The following is a 26911-nucleotide window of genomic DNA, read 5'->3' as shown; positions in this document are numbered from 1 at the left end:
AAAGGATTGTGAGGAAGTTAGAATGCAAGATATTAATGAGGAACGTGTCCTGCTTATGCTGAAAAAATCTCCGAGTGAAGGAATCGATATGGCAATAGATAAATATGGCGGTCCTGTTAAAACAATTTGTAAAAACATTTTATTCGACTGCAGTGGGGAGGATATTGAGGAAGCGGTGGCAGACAGCTTCGTAGGATTATGGAAATCTATTGACAAGTTTAAGAGCAACGGGAATTACTCACTGAAAAGTTATCTTTACGGGATAGCGAGGCATACTGCACTTGATAAACGAAGAGTGATGAAGAAAGAGACCTTTGTACTGTCGGTGGAAGAAGTAGTTATTGAAGCCACGGTTGATTTGGAATGCGATTATGTAAAAAAGCTTAATGAGAATATTGTCCATGATTCTGTAAATAGCATGGAAGAACCTATGCGGTCGGTTTTCATTCTAAGATATTTTTATTATGAAAAGGTAAATGATATTGCAAAGCGACTTGGTTTGACGCCAAAAGTTGTAGAAAACCATTTGTACAGAGGAAAGAGCAAGCTGAAGAGGGAGCTTCTAGGAAGGGGTGTCCAGTATGAATAATAACAATGAAACGAATCAAAAAAAAGGAGAATATCGTATAGATAAAATGTTCAGTGAGATCTTTGAGATGGAGACTATGAACATTCTGGATGGTTCGGACCTTTTACAGGATGATCTTTCAAAAGAGGAAAAGGAGAGGATATTAAAAATGACAATTGGAAAAATCGGAGTGGAGAATGAAGACAAATATACAACATCTCATCAGCCAAGAGGGAAAAAAAGAAAAATTCTAACTGTCGCATTAATAGCAGTATTTGCCCTTGTAACTACAGCTTTTGCAGCGGAGATATTTCAGTGGGATATTCGAATTTCCAACTACTTTGGGATAGAAGAATACAATAATGCAGATCTGTCAGGGGGCGGAATGAATGTTGGTATAAGTGATGAAAATAATGGGGTTACCATCGAAGTAGTTCAGACAATCGGTGATGCAAACAATTTGTACATTTTACTTGATATTACGGCTCCAGAAGATAAGGTTATCTACTCGAATATAGGATTTGATGCCTTCTATCTTCAGGTTGAAGGGGCTACAAGTCACGGATACAGTTTTGACATGTTAGATGACGACAATGAAAATGACAATAAGGCAACTATCTTGGTATATATGGATGCCGATGAAAAAATAAATAATGGGAAAATGATCAGCCTTAAGTTTAGAGATTTAAGACATTATATAAACGGAGATTGGATTACGGATATTGAAGGTGAATGGAATCTGGAATGGAAGCTGGATTATGAGGATATTTCAACAAAGTATACCATAGGGAAAAAATTGATGGTAGATGGAGAAACAGTTAATATCGATTCAATATCTATTTCACCGATTGCATTAAATGTACAAATAAGCGGAAGTTATATTGAAGAGCACGATTCAAAGCCTCCAGAGACTGGAACAGGGGAACTGATCCAAATTACAGCAATTGAATTAAAGGATGGTACTGTGCTGACACAGAAGGATGCATCTATGTGGGGTAGCTCTATGAGGGGGACAAAATGTGTGCTCAATATGCAGATGAAAAGGTTGATTGATGTGGATCAAATAAAAAGCATAACCTTGAATGATACAAAGATTGTTTTATAATTAGAGACTATTGAACAAACGATAATTTCCTACAAGGGGAGATGCTAAAGGCCAGCTAACTGCTATCAAGAAAAATTTCACAAAAACTATTTACTAAAAAAAGGGCATGGTAATTAGCCCTTTTTCTATGTGGTGCGTCCAGCAAAGCTGGACTACACTAGCCGGAAGTAATGATGGTTTTGAAAATAACTAATTAAAAGATATATTGATATAAGTAAAATAACATGCTAGTAATATGAAGGATAAAATAAACTAAAAATAAACAGATAAAATAAACTAATATTGCCGTGCAGATAAAATAAACTAATATTGTATTATTTATTTACATATGTTATAATATGGATTGAAAATAATCAAAGAATAAGAAGGGAGAGAATTTGATGTCCGAGGTAGTTCTTAACTAATTAACTGAATAGTTATTTCTTGAAAAATTTGCAAACTTAATTTATATTAAGTCTATTAGTCGATGAGTTTTTTAAGGAGAAGTTAGGAACACGGATAGAATTCAACCTTATATTATATGTTAATAAACCGTGCTTTTGTACGGTATTTTTATGTCAAAAAACGAGTTTTTATACTATATTTTCCCTTGCTGATTATTTATTCTAAAATTTAACAATTCAGTGTAGGGTTAAATAGGATATTGATTTGACATATATTGTAAAATATGAAAGGCTGTAGTGACTTTGTGTTGCTGCGGCCTTTTTTATTTTTGCTATTTATGTTTCTAATTAATTATTAACATACCAGTATTGAACTTTCCTTACTTTTAAGGAAATAGTTAAAAATTAATCTTTGAGAGAAACGATAGATTAAGCATACTTTATTTAGAGCATAGATTGCTTTTTATTAGTTTACATGCAGAAATAAAAGAATTGAGTAACTAAAATCAATATAATATGGAGTGATATCAATGGTTAATTATATAAAAAAAGTAAATGAAAATGTAAATATAGAAGAAGGAGAACAGATAATAGAGAATATATTGTTAAATGTATATTTCAAAGAAGGTATTTCTAACAAAGAATTGGCAAGAAAAAACCTTTTACCCATACCTGTGATTGTAGCCGTAAAAAAAGAGCTTATTAGATGTGGATTACTAATTCAAAATAATGGAGTAAGATTAACCAAAGAAGGGCTGTACTTCATAGAGAATAAGCTAGGTTTCCAGGGAATAAGAAAGGGCCTATATATGAGGTTATTGAAAGAAACATGGGAAGAAGAGCAAGAAATTACTGAAATAAAATGTATTTTAAATGAAATATTTATAGAGCGTCCCTCAGCAGATATTACTATAGATCAATCAAAATGCACTTTAGATACGGCTGTAAAAAGAGCAGTGTTATGCCTACAGAATTACGCGCTAATAGGTAAAAACATTTTATGTTTAGGAGATGATGACTTAGTAAGTATAGCGCTAGGTTTTTTGCTCAAGAAGTTGTTTACGAATATAGAACATTGCAGTACAACAATTTCTGTAATGGATATTGACAATAGAATTCTCAGTTATATACAAGATATAGCTGAGAAAGAAAGACTTCCTATTAAATGCGTGTGTTTAGATTTTAGAAAGGCATTATTAAATAATTTTATAGAACAATTTGATTGTTTCTTTACTGATCCTCCTTATACTTTGGAGGGAATGATCTTATTTCTTTCAAGAGGAGTTGAAACTTTGAAAAAGCGGAGTGGTCTTCCAATTTTTCTTTCTTATGCTCACAAGTCACCAGATTTTGAACTTTCTATGCAAAAATGCTTCGTAGATATGGGTCTTATGCTTTCTAAAGTGATGGCTAGATTTAATACCTATGAAGGAGCCGGGATAATTGGTAATACTGGTCAAATGGTAGTTCTTAGAACTACTAGCAAGAGTAAGGCATTGATACAAACTTTTTATCATGGACCGCTTTATACTGGAGAACTAAAAAAAACGGTTCGCCTTTATAGGTGCAGGGATTGTGGTGAAACCACTAAAGTTGGGCTTTTAGAAGAAATCCAAACTATAGAAGAGCTAAAGTCAAATGGTTGCAGTAGATGTGGTAAGCAAATATTTAATCTAATTGAGAAAAGCAAAATTTAGTTTAGGCTGATATGCTATAGATAAAGCTTTACTTATAATAATTAAGCGCAAGTACCTTACCCCTAGTAAGTTTTAGAGTGTTAGATTTACTAAACTAAATTGGACAGTTTTTGTAAGATTATAATCTTTAAAATAAACAAGAATTAAATGCCAAGGAGGGTTTTGATTACTACGTATTTATGGAAGCAGTAGACTTTGCAGGATTATTTGAACTTGTGATAAAATGTAAGCCATGATAAAGGGGAGGTACATTGTCAAAAACCTACTAAATACTGCCTTTGGTTAACATAGTTTGAGAAAACCGCAGTTCAAACGTTACGGAGAACCTTATCATGAGTAACGGTGGTTTCTGCTAATATACTAATTTGACTCTAAACTTTTAGCTAAAAGCGTCAATCAAATAGTGAAAGATTTGAAGTTGATTCTTTAGGTTTGCGTATGCCTAAATAAATTGCAGCAATTGAAAAGATCATACCGACAGCTTGTTTTGTTGTGAAACTTTCATGTAAGAAGACAATACCTACAAATGCTGAACTGATAGGCATAAATACTGTAAACAGCCCTGCTATATTAGCAGGAACATCAGCTATCCCTCTAAACCAGAGAAAAAATGAGAATATACTTGCCGTCAAAGAGTAATAAATCATTAGTAGCCATATACGGGGTGTTATGATTATTCTTGTTGTCATTAAAGAATATATTGAAAATGGAATAAATAACAAAAATCCGAAAACATTTACTATTGCAGTCATTTGCAACGGTTTAAGCTTGGTGGACACCTGTTTTGCAAAAATAGTGAACAGTGCTTCTGAAATCACTGCACATAGAATAAGGGCATTCCCAAACATATTGGCTGAATTTGGGGATACAATACCCTCTACATCAATTGAAATCAAGGTGATTCCTAAAAAAGCAAGTGCTATGGAGATAGAATTATATAAATTCAGTTTCTCTTTAAGAAAAAAGATGGCGATCAGAGCTATGCATGCTGGTGTAGTACTTGTAATAATACCGGCTGAAATGGCAGAAGTGTACCGGACGCCGTAAAGCATAAAGATACTGAATAGAAAGACGCCGAATAATGACTGTAGAAAAAGCAGCATCCAATCCTTTGGATCAAGACTGAATTTCCTATCTTTTTGCATAAAAACCATAGGTACTAATATAGCTGCTGCGATAACAAAACGGATATTGGCGAATAAAAAAACAGGAACTGATTGTGAAATCACTTTACCGACAGCGATATTAATACCAACCAAACACAAAGGAAGGTATTGCAGGATCATTTCAGCGAATACCAGGTATTTACCACAGAAGAGAAGATTTTTATTACTTCCGGGTCACAGCAGGCATTGAGTATTTTATCAAACATGCCTTTTCCTAATGGTAAAAAGAATATTCTGGTGGAGCAGCCTACTTACCGCCTTATGCAAGATATGACGATTTTAAATGGTAACAAACTGATTGGAATAAAGAGAAATTTTCATGGGATTGATCTGAAAGAGTTGGAAAAAATATTTAAACAAGAAAGCATCAAGTTCTTCTACACGATTCCAAGATTCCATAATCCTTTGGGTACAAGCTACTCTGAAAAAGAAAAGATGAAAATTGTTGGATTGGCCCAAAAATATGACGTCTATATTGTTGAGGATGACTATTTTATTGATATCGAAACAAACAGAAAAGCATTGCCCCTATATTACTATGATACCTCTAAAAAGGTAATCTATATTAAAAGCTTTTCTAAAACCTTTATGCCAGGAATTAGAATTGGTGCTGTTGTGTTACATGATCATTTGAAAGATGAATTTTTTGAACACAAGAGGTGTCATGACCAAAGCACATCGGTATTGGCTCAAGGTGCACTGGAGATTTTTATAAACAGCGGTATGTATAAGAACCACGTTAGAAAGATTCAACGAGAATATGGAAAGAAAATGACCTGTTTACGTGAATTTCTGAAAAACCAAAGTATTGAGGGAATTGAATATTTTGTTCCGCCCACAGGCTTCTTTATCTGGGTAAAGCTGCCTCCGGAATTGAATGTCAATACCTTGGCCAGAAGGCTTAAGGAGAAAAACATCCTTATTTTAACAGCAAAAGAATTCTTAACAGTAGACCATCAGGATGAGAATAGTTTCAGGATAGCCATATCCCATCTTCTTGTAGATCAAATTAGATGCGGCCTCAAGACAGTGTTTGAAGAAATCAGAGCTTATGCTTCACAGTGATGGTGTTTATACATTTTTTTTGATTTAAGTTAGAGCAAGAAGAGAGCTGCCTTTGTTCCAGCAAATTTGCATGGAGATGATTTTAATTAAATGCTTATGGAAAAGAAGAATAGTGGATAATAAAACAAGGCTATGGAGATCCATAGCCTTAAAAGCATTCAGAGGAGACATTTTTTTCATTAAAAGCCTTTATTCTGAATATAGATGGGCATATTTAAAATTCAAAGTTCTTTGGCGGTTGTCCGGAAAAGTCCGCTATAGTAGCTGCCCCATGTTCTATATAAAAAGCCTCAAATATTGGATTGTCTGCAGTCTTGTATATTGATTTTACCATAGGTTGAGTGTCAAGTATTTTTTCTTTGATTTTTAAATCACCAGTAAATTTAATTTCTCCTTCAATTCTCACCCAAACAAAGTCTTGCCCAGTAGCTGAAAACTCAACATAAGGGATTTCCTTCAACTGTTTGTAAACATCTTTTGTATTGTTTGTACAAAAATAGAATTTTCCCCCCTCTTCAAACATAAATCCCCATGGTCTGACCCGAGGTTTACCATTTTCAACTGTTGCTAAATACCCGTTCGAATTTTCCTTTAAAAATTTGATTACTTCTTGCATTAGAATTACCTCCAATTTTATTTATAGTTTGATATCAAATATTTTATGTAAAAAATTTAAAAATTCTCTTTAATTTTATTTAAGCTTTTAATGAGTATTTCCTTTTCACCCTCTGAAAATCCTTTATAAACTGTAGATAATAATGCATTTGATATCTCTTCAAAATTAGATTGTAGCTTTTTTCCCTCCTCTGTCAGCATGACTAAGATTACCCTGTTATCAGATGGATCTTTTTCTTTTTTGATATAACCTATGTCTATCAGTTTATCCACCAAGGCTGTAACGGTAGACTTATCTTTTTCGATTCTATTAGCGATATCCTTCATAGTAAGCACTTGCTCTTTAAAAAGTGCAACAAGAATATCACCATGGGACGTTACAAGACCTTTTATGTTTCGCTCCTTCATTTCACGCATAATGAACTTATGCGCTCTTTCTCTTATCGTTGAGATTAATGAGATAATGGTATTGGTTTTCATATTTTCATTATAGTTTGATATCAAACTAGTGTCAATAGATATTTTGAAAATTTTTTTAAATTTCAAATATTTTCCTGTTATGATGCCTGTTTTAGGGGTAAAAGATATTATGGAACAAGGATAGAATGCCTTAACGACAATGTAGAGCCTTAAGTTTCTAATAGGTTTTTTTGGGAGATTCATGATAATGAAACTCGTTATCAATATATTTAAGGAGGTATTTTGTAATGAAGATTGCTGTAATTGGTTGTACCCATGCGGGAACGGCTGCTATAAAGAATGCAGCTGGTTTATATCCAGAGGCAGAAATTACTGTTTATGAAAGAAATGACAATATTTCATTTCTTTCCTGCGGTATAGCCTTATATGTGGGTGGGGTAGTAAAGGATCCAAAGGGATTGTTCTACAGCTCTCCAGAGGAACTGGCAAGCATGGGTGTGGTTACAAAAATGAAACAGGATGTTATACATGTGGATATGGACAATAAAAAGCTTAAAGTCCGTGATCTTCAAACAGGTGAAGAATATGAGGATACCTATGATAAATTAATTATTACAACAGGATCATGGCCTATCGTTCCCAAGATCGAAGGTATCCAACTGGAAAATATTCTGCTGTCAAAAAACTATGTTCACTCCAATAAGATTATTGAAAAGGCAAAGGATGCAAAAAATATTGTCGTAGTAGGTGCAGGGTATATCGGTGTAGAGCTGGTAGAAGCCTTTGAAATGAAAGGAAAAAATGTAACTTTAATCGATGGGTTGGATCGTACCTTGAGCAAATATTTGGATCAAGAGTTTACGGATGTGGCAGAAAAGGCATTTACAGATCATGGTGTAAAACTGGCTTTAGGTGAGACCGTGATGCGATTTGAAGGTCAAGAGGGTAAGGTATCCAAGATAGTAACATCAAAAGGAGAATATGATGCGGATCTGGTGATTCTATGCATTGGCTTCAGCCCAAACACAGAACTGTTCAAAGATCAACTGGAAATGCTGAACAATGGAGCTATCATTGTGGATGAGTATATGCGTACCAGTAAAGAAGATATCTATGCTGCCGGGGACTGCTGTGCCATTATATATAATCCCACAGGTGAACACAGATACATTCCTTTGGCAACCAATGCCGTTCGCATGGGGACACTGGTGGCAAGGAATCTAAAGAAGCCAACAATAAAATATATGGGTACCCAAGGTACATCAGGAATCAAAATCTATGAGCATAATATTGCTTCTACAGGACTGACGGAGGCGTCAGCAAGAGATCTAGGTATGGATATTCAAACTGTAACGGTAACGGATAACTATCGTCCTGAATTTATGCCGGACTATGATGCAGCTACCTTGAAAGTCGTATATGATAAAGATTCCAGAAGGATATTAGGAGGGCAGATTGTTTCAAAAACAGATCTGACCCAATCCATCAATACAGTTTCTGTTTGCATTCAAAACAAAATGACCATCGATGAACTGGCCTTTATAGATTTCTTCTTCCAGCCTTATTTTAACAAACCATGGAATTTATTGAATCTAGCGGGATTAAGTGCAGAATAGGATCGTGAATAATAAAGAGAATTTTCTTGTGACTGAGGAAATTCTCTTTTTCTTGTAGCTTCAACATATACAGTTATTTTATTGTTTTCACGTGAAATCTGACAAGCTATATTTAACATAGGAAAACTATGGTAAAATAAGAATATATAACTTCAGAACAACGTCATTGAAGGTTTCAAGTATGGATTAAAGCTGTGAAATGGGAGATGAGGGTTGTTAGTCAACGGATAAAACTAAAACTTGCGAGTTGGTGAAAGATGTTTACATATATTCTATATATCATTACAATTATATTTTTGCTTTTATCTTTTGTTAAAGATAGAAAGAAAACAGCTTTGGCGTTAAAGAAGGCACGGAATAGCTTTCTGGCCGTATTGCCACAATTTTTGGCTATCTTATTTCTTGTTGGAGTTTTACTTACTTTATTGGATTCAGGAACACTACAAAGTATTATTGGAACGCAATCAGGTGTAAAAGGTATGATTTTCACATCTATTGTGGGTTCGGTTACGTTAGTTCCTGTTTTTACTGTTCTCCCCATTGTTTCACAATTACTCAAAAATGGTGCAGGTTTAATGCAAATAGCAGTTTTTATTTGTACGCTTACTACGGTTGGCTTTGTGACAATGCCCTTAGAAATTAAGTTTTTTGGCACAAAGGCTGCTTTACTTCGCAATATATTAGCTTACCTATTTTCGTTTATAGTCGCTTTTATTATTGGAGTGATATTGACATGAAAAAAATATTTCTAAAATATAAATTTTTTATAATCCTAGCCATTTTTGTTCTTTTGATGCTAATTTTCCATCCACAGGTTGGAAGTCAATCCCTGGTTTTTACGGGTAAGAATTTTATCAGTTTTTTATTTATGCTCACACCTATTTTCATATGCATCGGGTTACTGGATGTTTGGGTAGAGAGAGAAATGCTGATAAAGATTATGGGTAAAAAGTCAGGTGTGGAAGGGATACTTATTGCTTTTTTGCTGGGGTTAGTTACTGCAGTTCCGCTATATGCTCTGCTGCCAATAGCAGGAATATTGCTAAAAAAAGGCAGTAAGCTGTCAAATGTTTTAATCTTTTTATGTTCATCTACCAATATCAGAATACCTTTGCTACTTTTTATAGCGTCTTCCATGGGGTGGAAATATACCCTGTTGAGTTTTATTTTAAATATATTTGTGGTTATTGCCATTGCGTATACGATTGAAAAGGTTTTAACGGACAACGATAAAAAATTAATTTATAGCAATGCAAATAAGCTATACACAAACCAAGGGGAAGATAGGCTATATAAAAACTCTGATTTTTAAAGTTTATCCTCCACATAAATTAAGAATGTCAAGGGGACGTTTTGTTTGCCATCTGCTTTAAAGAATTTTTAGGGGAACAGACAAGATCTTCTCAATAAAATGATACTTTAACAAATAGATTATACTCAATATTAAATAAGCACTATAGCATAATTAAATAAACTATGAATCATTGACTGCACTGGCAGTAGATAAGAGCAGATATCGATAAAGGGAGATCTTCTCTTATCGACTACTAGCTATAAAAAATTTTAGCTTTGAACAGAATCTTGTTGGTAAGACATGAGAGCTTGCACTTTAAGGTTTATTAGTGTTTTAGCATACCATCTAACAAGATTTCTTTGAGAATGCATCAAAATGATTTTTTATCCATTCTTTGGCATTGGGAATTTTTTCCCATAGCTCTATGGCATCCCATACATAGGCCTCGGCCTCCGCTACATCTCCAATACCTATAAACTCTGGAGGTGACTTAGGGATTTTTTTCTTCCCTAAAATATATAAGGGAACATAAGCATTTGACTCAAAAGCTTCTTTTAACATTTTATCTGCCTGAGATTTCTTTTTTTCCCTAAAATAATATAGGGCCTTGCTATATAGCCATGCTGCAGACCATTCATCTTCATATTCTTTAAATAATCTTTCGATATCCGTAGTAGCCGAGATTTCCAGCAGCCAGTTTAGCAAAATATATCGTATCCCTTGATTGTCATTGGGATTCAGTCTCAATATATCTTTACAATGATCTATCGCTTCTTGTTTTTTACCAATGGACCATAGCATATCGGCTAAGGCAAACCTTGCCATCATATAAGGTCGTGTCTCTACAAAACCCCAAAAGTGACCTTCATAATCCCTAAAGTTTTCTTTTCCTATAATCCTTTCTCCAGCTTCAACTGCTTTTTGGTAAAAGTTGATAACCTCTTCGGAGGTTTTTGCTTCTTCTTCAGCTAAAATCATATAGGCATCTACACAGTCTTGACTCAATGCTAAAGCACGGTGAGCCAGCATACAGCTTTCCTTGCTACTATCTGCTCCCATAGCCTGATATGCAAGTTCTTGAGCTTGTTCAAGAAGTTTTTTGGGGTCTTTTCTTTCACTCTTACTTTTTTGTGTCCTTCTGGGAAATTCAATGACCTTCCCTTGAGGAATTTCTGATTTCTGATCAGGAATATAAGGGATCAATCCTTTTTCAAAGGCGATTTCCTGGATTTCCAAAGGGGCTTGTCGAGCATCTATAGCAAGGCCATCTACCATGATCATCCATGCCAAGGGGTTATCTTCTATTTTACTAGGTAATGTCCACTCAGGGTCAAAGGGTGTCATTCCTATCATATCCCGAATGAGTTTGGATTTACTGCTGGCGGTATTATTGCTGACCTCAAAGCGGTGATAGAGCTCACCAGCTTTCATATGAGGAATCTGAGAAGGGTCAAATAAAAAATTTACGCTTCCGACAGCATGTACAATGGCACAAGCCCATATCTTTCCTCTTCCTGTGGCAAGAGGAGAAGGTCTTTTTCTACATAAGGCAGCACACAGCTGTAAACAAGTAAACTTATATTCTTCATTGAGATATTTATCACAGAATCCTTCAATGAAGCTAGAGATCTCAGTATATTTGTCTTGCATTGTTTTTGGCACACTCATAGACTTTTTCTTTGCCATGATAATAATTCCTCCTATCATCGTAATTTATTTTATCGTACCATTTTTTGCATTTTTAGACAATATATGCTTTTCTATACTTTTATTTTCTACTACTGCATTTAATTGTGGAATCTGATCTGGCAGGATATTGATTTCTATGTTTATGGCGTGTTATGGTTGTGATAAAATACTATGAGATACTTTGAATATTTTAAGTCTTCTTAGAACTAGAAATGCAAAATTCTAGCATGGAGGAATCTTGAATGAAATCAAGCTGTTCAAGACATAAAAGATTAAATAGAAATTGGTGTTAGAACCGAAATTAATCAGAAGAAAAAAAGTATTGGGGCCTTTCTTCTATTAACCATATTGTTTCTGATACACGTATATCTTCATTGGCGAAATACAGTGCCTTCATTATGATTTCTGGCCGATACTCAAAATGAAGTATATCAAAGTATCCCCATTTGCCCCCCAAAATAAAGTAGTTACTCTCCATTACATTTACTATAGCCTACGGATAACCCTTTAATCGTTTTTCTCTTTCTATTCTTGCTGTCCATTGCCAGTAATCATTTTTATGAATAGCCAAATCTATTGATATGCCAAAGGCATGGGGACTTAGCATATTGGTTTTGGCTATGTACCTATAATTATACGTACCTCCTATGGGATACATATATCCCCAAAGTTCAGGATTATTTTTTGCCAGCTGATTTAACTCTGCAATTGCATTTTTAAGGAAATGAGCTGCTGAGTTATTAGCATTAAAACGATGGTGAGTAGAATTTAGTGTTATTCCTGTGAGATTTCTTTCTATTTCTGACTGATTATTTCCATACACTTCCTTCGACAGAGAGTATGCTCTTATTCTCCCAGGATTATAATCCTGAGGCATAAGAGCATCTATGGAACCCAGCATATACTTCTGCTCCATCATATCTTGCAGGTCAGGATTTTGTAGCTTTTCTAACGCTGTTTTTTCTTTTTTGCCATCATAGATCAATTTTTTCCCTGATTTTAATATAAGATAGACCTGATTTTTATCTATCACTTCAATATCTAGAATATATTCAGGATATGCCATCATTAGTGAGAATATATCTTTCTTTAATGTATTCTCATATTCTTTACTTAAAGCAATAGACACTTTTTTTGTTGTTTGCTTAAAATCAGAAATTCCTTTTACGGAGAATATGCCTATGAGAATCAATATTAGTATAATGATATATCTTTTCATTTATTCACCTACTCTTCTAGATTCTTGATGAATTTTTTGGCGGGGAAAGATTACCTCTTTTAATATTATTCAGTTTCTTTAATTTTTTTCCTTATATTCTATTGAATAATATAGTATAATAATACAATAGAATTTACTAAGGAGTAATTTTGATATGATATTGCTATTCATTTCACTGACAGCAATGATGTATATTTTTATTCGTTTCACATCAAGCTTTGCAGGTAGTAATTCTTTTTATTGCCACAGGGTTTCTTACCTGTGTGAAATATTATCTTATCAAAATCTTTTAAATAAGGATATATTATATCTTGATGTTATTATAGATATTATGATAAGTACGTGTATTATTTCTACATTTTTTCTAACTTCATTATCAAATCATTTAATAATGTCTCTTGATATTTTATTGCTTTTATATACATTACTTATTATAATTAAATACATTTTAAAAAATTCAATAACCTCACCAGTAAGATAATTTGGTAAACCTCTAATAACCTATACTTTTAGAGACTTTTTTCCAATGTTAAATTATTATATGGGAGGTTTTTTTGTTATGCTTAAAAAACTATCATCAGTTAGAGAGGGTTTAAGAAGTATAAAGTACAAGGAAATTTATAATATAGTGTTATATGAAAAAATTGTAAAGGAAATAAACAAAATAAATTACGAAAATTTAAGTGATACAGCCTTTTATAGTAAAGGCAACTGAAAATTATATGAAGGGAGCACTTTTTTCTCTAAGGCCTATTTATAGCAGGATTTTAAAGAAGTTTGAGGAAACTTTATACAAAATAAAGAAAATATAATTAGGCAAAAGTCAAATACACCACTAAAAAAGCCTATGTTTCGTTAACTCTAAAAAAAAACGCAGTTACAGCGTTACGGTGAACCTTATCATAAGTAATGGCGGTTTTTTGAAAGTTAGTATTTACAATATATAAAGAATATTTATAGAAAAAAAGCCTCAGTTTCCTAGGATTTTGAACATGAAAAAGCCACACTGACAAAGTGTGGCTTAGAACTAAATTATTTTAGATGATTTGTTTTAGAAAACCCACCTATTTAGACATAATATAAAAAACATAGCTATACTCACTACAATATTTGTGGTACAGATTAATTTCTGTCTGTAGCATATTAATAACCTGTTTTGCAACCTGATTATTTTCATACTTTTTCAACATCACATTAAGATTTTTTTGTAACGGAGTATAATAATTTTCTGTCCAATCAGTAACAGGCATGATAAAATGGGATTTATAACTATATCCTGTATTTTTAATTTGATTTATTTTGTTTTCTATAGTATCAATTTGTGGATATTCCTCATTCCAAAAACCACAGATTTCCTCCGAAGGGGTATTTATTATCCAACTGAGCTCACTGCAAATAAAATATCCATCATCCCTGAGAAATCTCTTCCAATCACGAAGTCCATTTTCAAAGCCAGCTATATAAATAGAACCCTCTGACCAGATTAAATCAAATGAATTATCCTCAAATGGCATTTCAAACATTGAGATACACTTTCCTATTACCCTATCAGATAATCCATATTTTTGTGCAGTGTTATTTAAATGCTCTATAAATGGCATATGATTGTCTATTGCAATAATCAAGGCATTGGGAAATTCCTGTGCTAATAACATTGTATGAATGCCATTGCCACAACCAATGTCTAAAATCTTAATATGCTCTTTTGAATTATTAAACATTGATATTGCTTTTAATGTAGAAGCTTTACTACCAGGAGCAAGCCTATCTAAACCTTCAAATGCTTCAAAAAAATATTTTTCCATTTTATAATCCTCCAGTTAGTTATTTATACTGGAATGCAGGAGGGTACGCAATAAAATTATAAATTATTTAGAAAAACCCTCCTGCTTTAAACCGACTCATTTTTAATATGTTTAAACATAAAAAACATCCTTTCAGTTATTATCAGTGCTATTATATAGCAATTTAGTAAAGTTGTCTATATTTAAATTTGAAACATCTTATGAATGAACTAAGTACTAAAGAATATTCCTTAAGTTTTTAATTGTAATAAGTTCGTTATATTTCTAATTCTATTGAAAATAATCTAATGAAAGTTGGAGGATTTCGCTATTATTTAGAGAATTTTCTTATTATTAATTAGTTCAAATTTCTATAATATTGAAAAAAGAGCAGTGGAAAAAACAATGGAAACAATTCAGTGAACTCAATAAAAAGTATTTCCAAGAGGGATACCAATATTTAACCGAGTTTGATCTATCATCTTTCTTCGACACTATAAATCATAGCATATTAAAACAAATGCTCTAAGAATATGGTGTAGATTTATTAATCAATTTATTAAGTAATGCAACGAAAGACAATGCTAGCGGGGACTAAAGTCCCCACTACAATTGTTTGCCAATTCACTGTATAGATGTTTCCTATCTCAAGTCACGAAGGTGGATTAGATCATCAACGGTAAGTGCCACAGAAAATCGATAACCTGCAACGACAGTTATTGGTTTTAAATCGGGTAGTTCAGTATAGGGATGATCGAATATTTCCATTGAAGCTTCACCCTTCAAAATCTGTGATGTTTTTACATTTCGTGATTTAAGCTGAACAAGCTGGTGAACTGCAGGTTGATCATGCTTATCCTTGATAAGCTCTGGAAAATATCTTACATTTACAGCAGATGCAAATGCTGGTGTAGGAAGGGAATTGCTTTCTTCAATTAGTGTTACCTTTGTCTCTGCTAGTCGGCGGCCCCCAACTGATAGAGCTGCACCAAATCTACCTCCTTTTCCTAGAAGGGGAGAAGCTTTAGAAGGTATATCATAAGAACGGGTTATCCAAGTTTCTCCAATTTGCTTAGGCCAGCCTTGAATTAACCCCCGCATAAGGGATTTGTCTTGATCAACCCAAATGAAGGGACAATAGGCTACTGGAGTATCTTTATAGCTTGCTGATAATAAAATAATCGTTTCACGGTATTGGCTACAAACAGGATCTAGATAGGCCTCCTCAGAGTCGCTGGTATATTGCCATTCAATGAAGTAAATTCCACATTGATTGGAAGCAAGCTTAAGACCCTCTGGCAAAAAAGCTGCAGCTTTCTCTTGATCTGCTACATATTCTACAGCCAATACATTACCTACATAATGCCAAGGTGGATTTGGCACAAGACTAGACTTGCCTTTAGGTGTCCGTGGAAGAGTATATCCTTTGATCATATTTTACCTCCTTTTATCAATATTTAATACGCTTATATTTTATAAAAGGAATTAGCCAGATGTATTGTAAAAAATTGCAGCAGCAGATAATTTAAAGAACTAAATTCATGCTATAATAAATTATATATTTTATGTAGGGTGGTGTTTATGAAAGGGATACACTATTATCGAGCAGATGCATGTAATATGGTTGAGATTAAAACCTGTACTAATGATGTACATGCATACAAAGATCATCTTCATCAAGAATTATCAATAGGCTATATCCAAAAAGGAGCAACGATATTAAATGTCAGTGGAAAAAATTACAACATTAAAGCTGGTGATGCGGTAATTATATATCCCTATGTAAGTCATAGATGTCAACCTTTAAACATTACTGAATGGGAGTTTACAATGATTTATATAGGGAATGAGTTCTGTAAGGAGATTTTTGATGATTTAGATGAGCAACATTCCATTGGTATAAAGAGATTAGGTAAGTACGAATTTGCTCAGATTAAACATTTAGCTGATGTTTTAAAGAGTGATGCTAGTAGGTTTGATAAGGAAATCGAACTAATAAATATACTTATTCAATTATTTAAGACATGTGATGTGGACATAAAGCTTGAAAGTAATCGAAAGATGAATGCAATCAAGACCTATATAGAGGGTCATTTTCTTCAGTCTCTACATCTGAAGGACATGGAGAAACATTTCAATATTAATAAATTTGCATTAATTAGAAATTTTAAGGATAAGTTTAATACTACCCCCAATGCCTATCAGTTACAGCTTAAAATTAATTATGGGAAATATCTCCTGAAAAGCAGTGATAATATAATAGATATTGCCTTAAGATCAGGTTTTTATGATCAAGCTCATTTTACAAAGGAATTTAAAAAAGCCTATGGAATAACCCCTCTTCAATACCATAAAGCGTTAAAAATTTGTTAAAAAATTCAAGTCAATATTATACAATAAAGAAATAGAAAATACCTCTATAATCATTTTATGAAGGAGGTATTTATATATGAAATGTGTAATGATTGTTGACGGGAATTTACCAATTGGTATGATTGCAAATACCACCGCCGCTTTAGGTGTTAGTCTAGCCAGTGAAATAAAGGGTTTGGCTGGTAAAAAAGTAATAGATAAGCATAGTAGGGTTCATGAAGGCATTACAAATATACCTATTCCAGTATTAACCTTATCTAAAGAAAAGATTAAGGAAAAATATGATGTGCTATTAGAAAATAATGATCCAGACATTAAGGCGATTGGCTTTAGTGACGTGGCACAAAAGTCCTTAGATTATGATGATTATGAAATAAAGCTATCCTCAACAAATGAAGACCAAATAAATTATTTAGGCGTATGTCTTTATGGACCAAAGAAAAAAATCAATAAACTAACTGGCAGCTTAACAATGCTAAGGTAGTGGGAGTGCTGGGGAATCTACCACAAATGAATTTCAAAAAGGCCAAACGCTAATCAGGTTCGGCCTAATTTCATTTGTTTATAGTATGAAAATCGCAGTTATAGTGTATAGAATAACTACAGTTATTAAAAGATATGTTGATTTTCCCATATGCGTGGATAAAAGAAAATAGTTTATAAAGATATATTTATCTATAAACTGTCTTACTGTTATAGTTTAGATAATTGGCCTTACTTCTCTTTTAGAGATAGAAAATTGACTTTTTTTAAATTTCCCTATTGATTTTTCCAATCTACTTATCCCTTCTAATATTATCTCTTCATTATGCTGGGAGAAGCATAGACGAAATTCCTTGTCTTCCCCTGGAGCTGCATAAAACGCTTCTCCTGGAACAAAGGATACTCCCGTTTTTAAAGCCTCTTGCAACAGTTTTTTTAATGAAATGTTTTCATTTATTTTACACCATATGTAAAACCCTCCTTGAGGGATCTGAAAGGAAAGCTTTGATTTGAGACTCTGGTTAAGGGCCTCAGTCATAACATTTCTCCGATTTCTATAGATTCCCCGCATCTTTATCAGATGATTTGCCAGGTATCCCTCCTTAATGAATAAGTCAAGCAGCCACTGTGAAATATTATTACTGTGCAAATCAACATACTGTTTCTCCAAAATTATTCTATGAATAAATGATGGATGGGCAACCATGTATCCCAGCCTTAATCCCGGCATTAGGATTTTTGAAAAAGTGCTTAAATATATCACTCCTCCATAGTCATCCAAAGCTTTCAAGCTTGCCGGGGGCCTGTCTTCATAGTAGAGGTTGCTGTAAGGATCGTCTTCTAGAATAGCCAGCCTATAACGTGCTGCAAGCTGGATAAGCTTCTTTCTTTCCCCGGCATTCATAACAGTACCGGTAGGGTTTCGGAAGGTAGGAATACAGTACAACAATTTTGGCCTGTAGCGGGTTAAATAATCTTCTAATATTTCAAAGGGGAAATCCTCGCTTTGAGGCAGGCTTAATACTCTTGCCCCCAATGATTGAAATACTTGGATAGCTCCTAGGTAAGTAGGAGCCTGGATGATCACATAATCACCCGGCTCAATCAGCACTCTTGCAGTAAGATATAAACCCTGTTGAGACCCTGAAAGAATAATTACTTCATCAGAGTAGCACTTGATACCTTCTGAACCTAACATTTGAGTAATCGTATGTCTCAAGGGTTCATATCCGTGAACAGGTATATGCCCAAAATCTCTAGGTTCCAACTCGGCCAAGTAATCTCTGTGAAGTTTAGAAAATATATCGATAGGATAATAATTAGGGTCCGGCATACCGGCATCAAGAGAAATTTTATCCTCCAGCACATTACTAACCATCAGTTCACTCATAAGTGTAGCCATCGAAGGATGAATATAAGGTTTTAACAATTGAGGCCAGGGTATTTCATTATTGGTTTTACTTTCCAAAGCATATCTATCGCTGACATATGTACCACTACCATTTTTTATGCTTACATAGCCACCCTTTTCTAAATGCCGATATGCATTGATGGCTGTGGTTCTACTAACCTCGAACAATAAAGCCAGCTCCCTTTCCGCAGGAAGCTTTTCACCTACTGTCAAGGAACCATCAACAATCTTAGTTTTTATAAGGGCAGCAATCTGCAAGTAATATGGTGAAGTAGTATCCAATTTCGTATTAACTATCAATTTGGATATATTCATTTTCTGGTTTTCACTCCTTTGGTATCCAATTTTACCTAATAATATTATAATTGGATATTTACTTAGTATTTCCTTCTAAATTATAATAAAAAAATGAAAGGAGTTGAAATCTCTAGTGGATAAAAATACATCTTACACTTTGCGAAATTGGAATACAGTTATCTGGAAGGAAGTATTAAAAGACTGCTTACCCATTACCGCAGGAATTATTCCATTTGGATTGACCTGTGGCATAATGGGCAGAACCGCAGGTTTTTCAGCTTTTCAAATAACCTTTATGTCCATAATAGTTTTTGCAGGAGCAGCCCAGTTTATGGCTATTGCCATGATGAATTCCGGTATTACCAATTGGGGAGTAATTGTCTTTACCACTTTCTTAATTAACCTGCGCCACTTGTTAATGGGTGCATCTCTATCATCTTATCTTTTTAAGCAACCTCGAACCCTACAGTATCTCTTAGCCTTCAGTATGACGGATGAAAGCTATGCGTTGACGATCAACCGAATTGAAAAAAAGGGCTATGATGCATATTACCAGTTGGGAGCAAGCTATTTTTTATACATCATATGGGCTTTTTCTACTTTTTTAGGAGCTGTTCTTTACCATAGTATACCTAACCCCTTGGAATGGGGACTTGATTTTGTCATACCATTAACATTTCTAGTTTTGTTAATACCCCGACTGATTAACCGAACTGCCCTGTTTGTAGCCCTAGTCTCTGCTCTGACAGCTGTTTTGGGGGCCTTACATCTGCCTGGCAAGTGGTACATTATTCTAGCCGCTGTTACTGCAAGTATTGTTGGAGGACTAATTGAAAGGGGAAGAAGAAATGAATTTTAAACTAATTTCTATTATAATAGGTATGGCTTTGGTAACCTTCATTACTCGCATTGGCTCACAGGTTATCTTTACCAGCACGGGAATACCAGCTTGGTTGGAGAAGTGGTTGAAACATGTACCGACAGCATTCTTAACGGCCCTGATAACTCCAGCTATTTTGCTTCCTAAGGGTTATCTGGATATATCATTCAATAATAGTTATCTTCTAGCAGGAATTATTGCTGCATTTATTGCTTATAAAACTAAAAACGTATTAACTACCATTATTATAGGAATGGCTGTAATGATATATGTGAACAATTGATATCGTAATAAAGATTTATATAATGGGATATGGCTTAAATAAATCGCAGCTAAGAGATATGGTGAATTCCACCAATGAAGGTATAGACCGTATTTTACTAAATGACTTAATATGGCCTATTAATTATATTACACCTTTAATTGACAGGAATACTAATAATACCGGGAATATGCTAATAAGTGATATATTTTAAAACAAATTGAGTAAAAAGCATGAGGGGACAGTTATGCGACAGTCTAAGTAATTGTGTATTATCGAAATATTTATTTTGATTTTAGATTAAGAATAATATCAACATATTCATAAGGCTTATTTATGTTATTTAAGTTTTTTGTCAGCATTGTTTAGCTTATTATGAACATTAAATTGATAAGGTTATTTTTAATTAAAAATACATTAATTCATCTTTAAGATTAAATAATTATGCTAAAAAATATATTATTGAGCTGATAATAATTTTCTTAATTAAGGATAAATAAAATTAAAAAATATGGAGGTAAAGTAATGAAATTTAAAGAGATTATTGATGAAAGAGTACATGATTATTATTGGAAGGAAGATTTAAATTGTGCTACTACAATGTTAAAGACATTAGCAGAAATATTTGAAATTAAATTGGAATCTCAAATTATAGATTCTGCTATTGGCATGCATGGTGCAGGAAAATTTGGAGCCCAATGTGGCTTAGTAGAAGGATCATTAATGTTTTTGGGTATATTTGGAAGAGGAAAAGGAGTTTCTCAAGAAATAATTATAAGTATATGTTATGATTTTGCAGATAATTTTCAAGAAGAGTTTCGGAGTTTAGTTTGTAGAGAATTACGACCAGAAGGTTTTAAAGACGATAATCCACCACATTTATGTGAAGATCTAACAAAAAGAGCAGTAAAATTTACTGTAAATTATATAATGAATAACAGAGATTTTACTTCTAATTAAAATATACTATATTATTAATCTTGAATGATAATTTTAATTGAAAAAGCAGACCATCACATAACAGCAGATTAGTAACATCCCAGTTGAGAGTATAAATGAGAGTTGGGCTGACTTATGTAAGGTTGCAATTTAAATTGGAAATTAGGAGCATTAATGGGGACGTTGCGAATCTGCGGGACGGTAGAGGCCACTGAAAAAGTACAGATTTTAGAAAATCATTCTAGCAAAAGTCCCTGATTACATACTTTGCACACAAGATAAATCCAGTGATTCACTCTGACCGAATTCCTTGTACAATAATGCCCTTATATACCCTCTGTCTGAAGTGGTTGAATGAATATAAAAGCCCAGACTATAATAAAAGTGGATAAGGGCTGTCATTTTTGATGCAGTATGGAGGGTTACGGCTTTAATATTGTCTTTTATAAGAGCATCCTCCACTGCTTGAAAAAGAGCTTTGCCTATACCATTGTTTTGTACTGTTGGCTTAACACCATAACGACTAATATATGTAATGTTCTCTGGCATTATTTCGTAACGTATAGAACCAATGACTTCATTGTTTAAACATGCAACCAGTATGTTTTTATTGTCAAGCTCATCCTTTATTGTTTCTTCCGTCTCTTTAAGGGCAGAGACCCTCTGGGGAAGACCGAGGTCCAGGGCATATTTATTAAAGGCCTCTCTTGTTATTATATATATATCTTTTATATCTGAAATATCCGCTTTTCTAATTATCAAATCCATATATTATTACTCCAATTTATTTTTATTTCTTATAAGTATACGCCAGTTTAAGGTTTTTAAGAGTTTTCTTCAATAGTTGTTTTGAGAAAAACTATTTATAATTATACAATACAATGAATTAAAATACAAGACTTGATTTAAAATACTCATAAACCAAGGGATAGGGAAGGCAGACAAGGTGGAACACCGATACCTTTTTTGTTTTACCATTTTATCCCGCGAAAAGGATTGGATGTAGTAATAGATATGTAAGAGTATCTCAAAAACTGCTCCAAGATTCACTGAGAAATGCAATCAATGGAAGAAATGGTTGGCAAGCAAGTTTTAGGGGTAGTAAACTTTCCTCCAAGACAAATTGCTGATTTTATGTCAGAAGTATTGGTATTAGGAATATACGCCGAGCAAGGCGTTGTATTAATTTAACCAGAACAGCCTGTTAAAAAAGGTGACAAATTAGGTTGATGCATAATTCTCTTAAACTATGAAGGAATCATACTAAAGGTAGAGTTAAAGGATCTGTTCGATAATGACTTTTTTCTCTCATAACAGCCCAGATTAAGTAGGGGTCTATTCCAAACTCTTCAGCAGCAGTTAAAACTTCTTTCTTAAAGGGTTTTTGATATGTTAATTCATATGCTTTACGACAGGGTTTTTCCCTTAGAGCTCTTATTCCCCACCTTACAGATATATAATATTGCTCCTGTTGTTGGTACCAATCCAAATTGCTTTTTAAATTTCATAAGAATTTGTTATAATGTTCATAGGAAATTCTTTGCATTTAAGTAGTGCCAATTAATGAAAATGAAGAAAAAACTTGTGAAGAAGAACTTGTAGAAGTAGTCATATGTATATTCATTATGAGATTATATAGGAAGGTGATGAAAATGAAAGAATTGAGATTTCACGGAGACTTAATCGTGATAGGAGAGGATTCTATTGAGTATTTAAAAAAACTTGAATGCAAAAAGGTGATGATCGTTACAGGGCAAAGTGCTATGTTTAAAAATAGTACAATTGATAGAATTAAGTGCATTTTGTCAGAAAAGAGTTGTGTAGTTGAAATTTATTCAGGAATTAAAGCAAATCCTACAACCACGGATATTGAAGAGGGAGTAGGAAAAATGAGAGAATTTCAACCGGATGTTTTAATCGGAGTAGGTGGAGGTTCTGCTATTGATGCCTCTAAAGTAATGGGATTGTTTTATGAGTATCCCGAGTATAATTTTCAGCGAGCTTTAAAAGAACCACTGCCTGAAAAGAGAAAGGCTTTGAAACTGGTAGCTATACCTTCTACTTCAGGTACAGCCGCAGAGGTGACACGAGCTGCTGTTATTACTTTTACAGAAGAAAATATCAAGATCGGATTAAAGACGAATGCTTTTATTCCTGACGTTGCTATCTTAGATCCCAAGATTACTCTTTCCATGCCTAAGAACATTGTCGCTGAAACAGGAATGGATGCTATGACCCATGCAGTAGAAGCCTATATTAATAAAAATATTGATGATTTTACAGCTTGTCTGGCTAAGGGCGCTGTGGAAGGATTGTTTAAATTCTTGCCAGATTCTTTTGAAAAGGGAGATATATATAGTAGAGAGAAGGTACATAATTATCAATGTATAGCAGGTTGTGCCTTTACCAATGTGGGATTGGGAATGAGCCACGGCATTTCTCATGCAATTGGTGGTATGTTTAACTTTGGACATGGATTGATTAATGCTATAGCACTCCCTTATGTATTAGAATTTAATAAAAAAGATGAGGAAGTAGCTAAAAGACTTATTGAATTAGCAAAATCAATTGACAAGGAAGATTTTATCGAAGAGGTGAGAAAATTAAATAAACGATTAGACATACCAGATTCTTTCAGTCATATGGGAATTAATCGAAATGATTTTGAAAGAAATTTTGAAATGCTGGTTGATAATTCTCTAAAAGGTTCTACAAGATCAAATCCAATTGTTATCACAAAGGAAGCAATGGAACTAATTCTATGGACTATATTTGAAGGAAAAAAATAGAAGAGAAAAAGGAAAGCCCCCCAGCTCGTCCACGGAAAAAGCTTGAAGAAATAGTCCATTATGAAAGTTGGTAGGGTATGCTTCAAACGAAGGAACAGATAATACGTTTGAAATCACTCCGGATTTATGATATTTTAAATTCGGGGTGATTATATATGCCACGAACAGCAAGATTAAGAAGCGAGAGAGGAATGTACCACATTCACAGGTTATGAAAAGAATTAGTTATACCATATTTTTTCCATCCTAATTCAAATTATTAACTATTGCGACGAAGAACTTAAAAATCCTTTAAAAATGAAAAACAGGCTGGAAATTAGACGGGGTATCATAGGGACAAAAAGTGAACCGGATATTATCCCTGTGATGGGGCGGACAGTTTCGGCTGTCCACCCTGCTTTTTTGCCTATGCTGTCAGGTCTTTGTCTGAAACATCCATAAATTCATATTCTTCGGGAGCCGCTTTCGCTTACTACCTGATTGAGTATCTGGATGAGATGCTGTTCTTCGAATTTACCGAGATGCTGAAAAACAGACAGTATGTGAAGCGGTGTAAGCTCTGCGGGCGGTATTTCGTGCTGACCGATAAGCGCAAGCGGGATTTCTGCGACAGGCCATACACGGGCAAGCGAACCTGCAAGCAGGTGGGGCGAAGCTGTTCTTTGAAAAAGGCATCGAAGCCGACACGTTTTTACAGCAATATCTCACCGAGTACAACAAGGTCTATTCCCGCCGGTCAAGCTCGGCATGATTATGTTGCGGGTAGGATTTCCGGTGAAGAGATGCTTACGAGGGTACGACTGAATTAGAGACAGAGAAAAAAACAGGTATGCAAGGTTATGTTGTATACCTGTTTCCATTCGGAAACTATTCTCCCACCTGTTCCTGCTACATCCACACCTTATCCAACAAATGGTGTGTATTGTGGATGTTCATGTACGTATTTGTTCATAATCTCTGCAGCTTTGTCCTGACTGATCGGTTCAGCATTTTTAATATCGGGTTCATCCTCGGTTGAATAAAACCATGGATGTTCTTCATCCTGCAAACTGTAATATAGAATAGATTCCACCAAGGGCAATTCGGTTCCGCTATATGTATAATAGTTGTAGCTAGACTCAAAGGCGCTACTTGAGCCCTCATTGGCAATACAACCGTTTTTACAGAGATAATATCGGTTTCGTTCCCATCCGTCCAGTACATGAAACACTTCCCCATTTACTATCGTATAGATATCATAAATGACACCATCCCAACTACCGTTATCCCAGCCATCCGTATTTGCGCCAAATATGAGTTCATCTATGCCATTGCCATCTATATCTTTTATCAGATAACCAAGCGTTTCATAGTCCCAATTCTGATAAAATACACTGCTAAATGGTTCCTCTTCCGGATAGTTTCCGTCAAAATTTTCGAGCACATCTCTTGCCTGTGCAATAAGTTCGTCGTATCCCGAATAATCTGTTCCTTCTAACGGTGTCTCAATCGGTTTATCCTGCTCCTTCGGATTCGTCAAAAAACACACTGCAACAACAACACAAGCAACAACGGCGACTACAACAGTCCAAAACGCAGGTTTCTTATAATTCAGCACAGTTTTAATCCTCTCCTTCACGCCGACCTCACCGAAAGCAAGGGGGCAAACCATCACCATTTTCCGCTGCATACTGCAAGATACCAGCGCATAGGAATAGGCTTTCTTTTCATCTATCTTCATATTTTTGATTACCGCTTCATCACAGGCAAGTTCAATATCCCGGCAAAACAGAATATACGCCGCACCCACCAGCGGATTGAACCAATATACCGTCAGCAACAGAAATCCCAGCGGCTTCCACCAATGATCCTTGTGTTTTAAGTGAGCCTGTTCATGGGCAAGCACATAATTCACCTGTCCTTCAGGTATACCAGAGGGCAGATAAATTTGAGGTCTGATGATACCTAAAATAAACGGAGATTTCACAGCATCACAGAGCCAGATGCTATCCCTCAGAAGGACAGCCTCCCACACCTTGCGCCGCATCCGTAGGTAGCTGATGATTGCATACAGCAATAATAGGACAGCCCCTACAAACCAAATCCATGCAAAAATTTCAATATTTAAACGCATTGCGGAGCCAGTCGTTTCGAGGTCAATCGGATTAATGGCCCGATCAATCATCTGAATACCGCTTTGTAGCTGAAAATTATACGGTTCGTTTGCAGCGATAGAATTACTTGAATAAATACCTTGAACTGGTATTGTCTCTGCACTCGGTATCAAGCTGAATATGCTTTCAAAAGAGAACGGAAAAACCAGACGGACTGCGACTATTGCCCAAAGTATGCACGGAATCCACTTTGGTGCTCTTTTCATAAACAGTCGCAACACTATTACCGTCAAAATCAGCCAGCTTGTGGCAATGTTCATATTAAGCAGTTTCAAAAAAATTGCACCCATCATCAGCATCCCTCTGCATTGTCAATCATTTTTCGGATTTCAGTCGCTTCCTCTGGTGTCAGTGTACTATTCTTGGTAAAGGCAGCAATAAAAGCCGGAAAGGAGCCGTCAAAGGTATCTTCCACAAACTTCTTGCTTTGCAGTGCGTAAAACTCCTGTCGAGGAATTAATGAAGTTATTGTACCATTGTCATTCTGAAATAAACCCTTGTTGCACAGCCGCCGTAGGACATTGTGAGCGGTGGTACGCTTCCAGTTGAACGCTACTGCTGTGAGTTTTACCAGTTCTGAAGAGGTGACCGGCTCACGCTCCCAAATCATGTCTGCATAACGAGCTTCAATCACACCTAACTGAATTTCTGTCATAATGTATTCCTCCCCCCAGGGACCACTCAGCGTAGTCTCTATATAGAC

General features: G+C 34.6%; 27 protein-coding genes. 16 read left to right on the top strand and 11 right to left on the bottom strand.

From position 1 onward, the window contains the following. Positions 1–22 precede the first annotated feature (22 nt). The 3 genes from CHB72_RS13260 (at position 23) to CHB72_RS13250 (ending at position 3753) form a co-directional block, all read left to right on the top strand. Positions 23–589: a sigma-70 family RNA polymerase sigma factor gene (locus CHB72_RS13260; RefSeq protein WP_089283363.1), complete on the top strand. Its 567-nt coding sequence runs from the start codon at positions 23–25 to the stop codon at positions 587–589. Then, positions 582–1673, top strand: a complete 1092-nt coding sequence (locus CHB72_RS13255) for a DUF4179 domain-containing protein (RefSeq protein ID WP_089283362.1) — start codon at positions 582–584, stop codon at positions 1671–1673. The genes CHB72_RS13260 and CHB72_RS13255 overlap by 8 nt, the downstream gene beginning before the upstream one ends. Positions 1674–2586: 913 nt before the next feature. Continuing rightward, a complete protein-coding gene (locus CHB72_RS13250) occupies positions 2587–3753 on the top strand; it encodes a bis-aminopropyl spermidine synthase family protein (protein WP_089283361.1) in 1167 nt (388 codons plus the stop codon). A gap of 392 nt (positions 3754–4145) precedes the next feature. Here the strand turns inward: CHB72_RS13250 and CHB72_RS13245 are convergent, their stop codons facing one another. Continuing rightward, positions 4146–5039 carry a DMT family transporter gene (locus tag CHB72_RS13245; RefSeq protein WP_089283360.1) on the bottom strand — a complete coding sequence of 298 codons (894 nt, stop codon included), beginning with the start codon at positions 5037–5039 and terminating at the stop codon, positions 4146–4148. On the opposite strand from CHB72_RS13245, the gene CHB72_RS13240 reads away from it, so the two are divergent. Further along, positions 5028–5984, top strand: a complete 957-nt coding sequence (locus CHB72_RS13240; RefSeq protein WP_176431371.1) for an aminotransferase-like domain-containing protein — start codon at positions 5028–5030, stop codon at positions 5982–5984. The two genes, CHB72_RS13245 and CHB72_RS13240, sit on opposite strands and share 12 nt — an antisense overlap. 214 nt (positions 5985–6198) lie before the next feature. On the opposite strand, the gene CHB72_RS13235 is transcribed toward CHB72_RS13240, so the two are convergent. Beyond that, positions 6199–6600 (bottom strand): pyridoxamine 5'-phosphate oxidase family protein, encoded by a 402-nt coding sequence (locus CHB72_RS13235; protein WP_089283358.1) that lies wholly within the window; start codon positions 6598–6600, stop codon positions 6199–6201. A 56-nt stretch (positions 6601–6656) separates the two neighbouring features. Beyond that, on the bottom strand, positions 6657–7145 hold the full coding sequence (locus CHB72_RS13230) for a MarR family winged helix-turn-helix transcriptional regulator (protein ID WP_242975126.1): 489 nt from the start codon (positions 7143–7145) through the stop codon (positions 6657–6659). A gap of 161 nt (positions 7146–7306) precedes the next feature. Between CHB72_RS13230 and CHB72_RS13225 the strand changes: the two genes are divergently transcribed. From CHB72_RS13225 to CHB72_RS13215, 3 genes are all read left to right on the top strand, one after another. After that, a complete protein-coding gene (locus CHB72_RS13225) occupies positions 7307–8635 on the top strand; it encodes an FAD-dependent oxidoreductase (RefSeq protein WP_089283357.1) in 1329 nt (442 codons plus the stop codon). Positions 8636–8892: 257 nt separating this feature from the next. Beyond that, positions 8893–9372, top strand: coding sequence for a permease (locus tag CHB72_RS13220; RefSeq protein ID WP_089283356.1), 480 nt, complete (start codon positions 8893–8895; stop codon positions 9370–9372). Beyond that, positions 9369–9947, top strand: coding sequence for a permease (locus tag CHB72_RS13215; RefSeq protein ID WP_089283355.1), 579 nt, complete (start codon positions 9369–9371; stop codon positions 9945–9947). Before CHB72_RS13220 ends, CHB72_RS13215 begins: the two co-directional genes overlap by 4 nt. A gap of 327 nt (positions 9948–10274) precedes the next feature. Here the strand turns inward: CHB72_RS13215 and CHB72_RS13210 are convergent, their stop codons facing one another. Both CHB72_RS13210 and CHB72_RS13205 read right to left on the bottom strand, forming a co-directional pair. Then, entirely contained in the window at positions 10275–11615 is a 1341-nt protein-coding gene (locus CHB72_RS13210; RefSeq protein ID WP_089283354.1) for a DUF6398 domain-containing protein, read from the bottom strand. 496 nt (positions 11616–12111) lie between these two features. Beyond that, positions 12112–12837 carry a M15 family metallopeptidase gene (locus tag CHB72_RS13205; RefSeq protein WP_089283353.1) on the bottom strand — a complete coding sequence of 242 codons (726 nt, stop codon included), beginning with the start codon at positions 12835–12837 and terminating at the stop codon, positions 12112–12114. Positions 12838–13396: 559 nt separating this feature from the next. Between CHB72_RS13205 and CHB72_RS26595 the strand changes: the two genes are divergently transcribed. Next, positions 13397–13552: a hypothetical protein gene (locus CHB72_RS26595; RefSeq protein ID WP_176431369.1), complete on the top strand. Its 156-nt coding sequence runs from the start codon at positions 13397–13399 to the stop codon at positions 13550–13552. Between the two features lie 349 nt (positions 13553–13901). Here the strand turns inward: CHB72_RS26595 and CHB72_RS13200 are convergent, their stop codons facing one another. Next, on the bottom strand, positions 13902–14642 hold the full coding sequence (locus tag CHB72_RS13200; protein WP_089283352.1) for a class I SAM-dependent methyltransferase: 741 nt from the start codon (positions 14640–14642) through the stop codon (positions 13902–13904). A gap of 621 nt (positions 14643–15263) precedes the next feature. Beyond that, on the bottom strand, positions 15264–16055 hold the full coding sequence (locus CHB72_RS13195; RefSeq protein ID WP_089283351.1) for an acetoacetate decarboxylase family protein: 792 nt from the start codon (positions 16053–16055) through the stop codon (positions 15264–15266). Between the two features lie 147 nt (positions 16056–16202). Here CHB72_RS13195 and CHB72_RS13190 point away from each other — a divergent pair, with 147 nt between their 5' ends. Together CHB72_RS13190 and CHB72_RS13185 are read left to right on the top strand one after the other, a co-directional pair. Continuing rightward, complete coding sequence (locus tag CHB72_RS13190) at positions 16203–16994, top strand: AraC family transcriptional regulator (RefSeq protein ID WP_089283350.1); 792 nt, start codon at positions 16203–16205, stop codon at positions 16992–16994. A gap of 76 nt (positions 16995–17070) precedes the next feature. Beyond that, positions 17071–17478, top strand: a complete 408-nt coding sequence (locus CHB72_RS13185) for a DUF2000 domain-containing protein (RefSeq protein WP_089283349.1) — start codon at positions 17071–17073, stop codon at positions 17476–17478. A gap of 216 nt (positions 17479–17694) precedes the next feature. On the opposite strand, the gene pdxR is transcribed toward CHB72_RS13185, so the two are convergent. Next, a complete protein-coding gene (gene pdxR / locus CHB72_RS13180) occupies positions 17695–19203 on the bottom strand; it encodes a MocR-like pyridoxine biosynthesis transcription factor PdxR (protein WP_089283348.1) in 1509 nt (502 codons plus the stop codon). Between the two features lie 115 nt (positions 19204–19318). On the opposite strand from pdxR, the gene CHB72_RS13175 reads away from it, so the two are divergent. The 3 genes from CHB72_RS13175 (at position 19319) to CHB72_RS13165 (ending at position 21287) form a co-directional block, all read left to right on the top strand. Further along, entirely contained in the window at positions 19319–20044 is a 726-nt protein-coding gene (locus CHB72_RS13175) for an AzlC family ABC transporter permease (RefSeq protein ID WP_242975125.1), read from the top strand. Then, on the top strand, positions 20034–20348 hold the full coding sequence (locus CHB72_RS13170) for an AzlD domain-containing protein (RefSeq protein ID WP_089283444.1): 315 nt from the start codon (positions 20034–20036) through the stop codon (positions 20346–20348). The genes CHB72_RS13175 and CHB72_RS13170 overlap by 11 nt, the downstream gene beginning before the upstream one ends. Positions 20349–20852: 504 nt before the next feature. After that, the gene (locus tag CHB72_RS13165) at positions 20853–21287 is read left to right on the top strand and encodes a C-GCAxxG-C-C family protein (RefSeq protein WP_089283347.1); all 435 of its coding nucleotides are present in this window, start codon (positions 20853–20855) and stop codon (positions 21285–21287) included. Positions 21288–21524: 237 nt separating this feature from the next. Here CHB72_RS13165 and CHB72_RS13160 read toward each other — a convergent pair whose 3' ends face one another. After that, entirely contained in the window at positions 21525–22034 is a 510-nt protein-coding gene (locus tag CHB72_RS13160) for a GNAT family N-acetyltransferase (RefSeq protein WP_089283346.1), read from the bottom strand. A 288-nt stretch (positions 22035–22322) separates the two neighbouring features. On the opposite strand from CHB72_RS13160, the gene CHB72_RS13155 reads away from it, so the two are divergent. From CHB72_RS13155 to CHB72_RS28285, 3 genes are all read left to right on the top strand, one after another. Next, entirely contained in the window at positions 22323–22457 is a 135-nt protein-coding gene (locus CHB72_RS13155) for a hypothetical protein (protein WP_330397042.1), read from the top strand. A 461-nt stretch (positions 22458–22918) separates the two neighbouring features. Continuing rightward, the gene (locus tag CHB72_RS13145; RefSeq protein ID WP_089283443.1) at positions 22919–24055 is read left to right on the top strand and encodes an iron-containing alcohol dehydrogenase; all 1137 of its coding nucleotides are present in this window, start codon (positions 22919–22921) and stop codon (positions 24053–24055) included. A 422-nt stretch (positions 24056–24477) separates the two neighbouring features. Continuing rightward, a complete protein-coding gene (locus CHB72_RS28285; protein WP_408606572.1) occupies positions 24478–24864 on the top strand; it encodes a DUF6076 domain-containing protein in 387 nt (128 codons plus the stop codon). Positions 24865–24956: 92 nt separating this feature from the next. Here the strand turns inward: CHB72_RS28285 and CHB72_RS13135 are convergent, their stop codons facing one another. Together CHB72_RS13135 and CHB72_RS13130 are read right to left on the bottom strand one after the other, a co-directional pair. Next, entirely contained in the window at positions 24957–26501 is a 1545-nt protein-coding gene (locus CHB72_RS13135) for a M56 family metallopeptidase (protein ID WP_176431368.1), read from the bottom strand. Then, a complete protein-coding gene (locus tag CHB72_RS13130) occupies positions 26501–26863 on the bottom strand; it encodes a BlaI/MecI/CopY family transcriptional regulator (RefSeq protein ID WP_089283343.1) in 363 nt (120 codons plus the stop codon). Before CHB72_RS13130 ends, CHB72_RS13135 begins: the two co-directional genes overlap by 1 nt. Between the last annotated feature and the right edge of the window lie 48 nt (positions 26864–26911).

The organism is Anaerovirgula multivorans (genome assembly GCF_900188145.1).
Lineage (GTDB): Bacteria > Bacillota > Clostridia > Peptostreptococcales > Natronincolaceae > Anaerovirgula > Anaerovirgula multivorans.
This window is presented reverse-complemented; position numbering and strand designations above follow the sequence as displayed.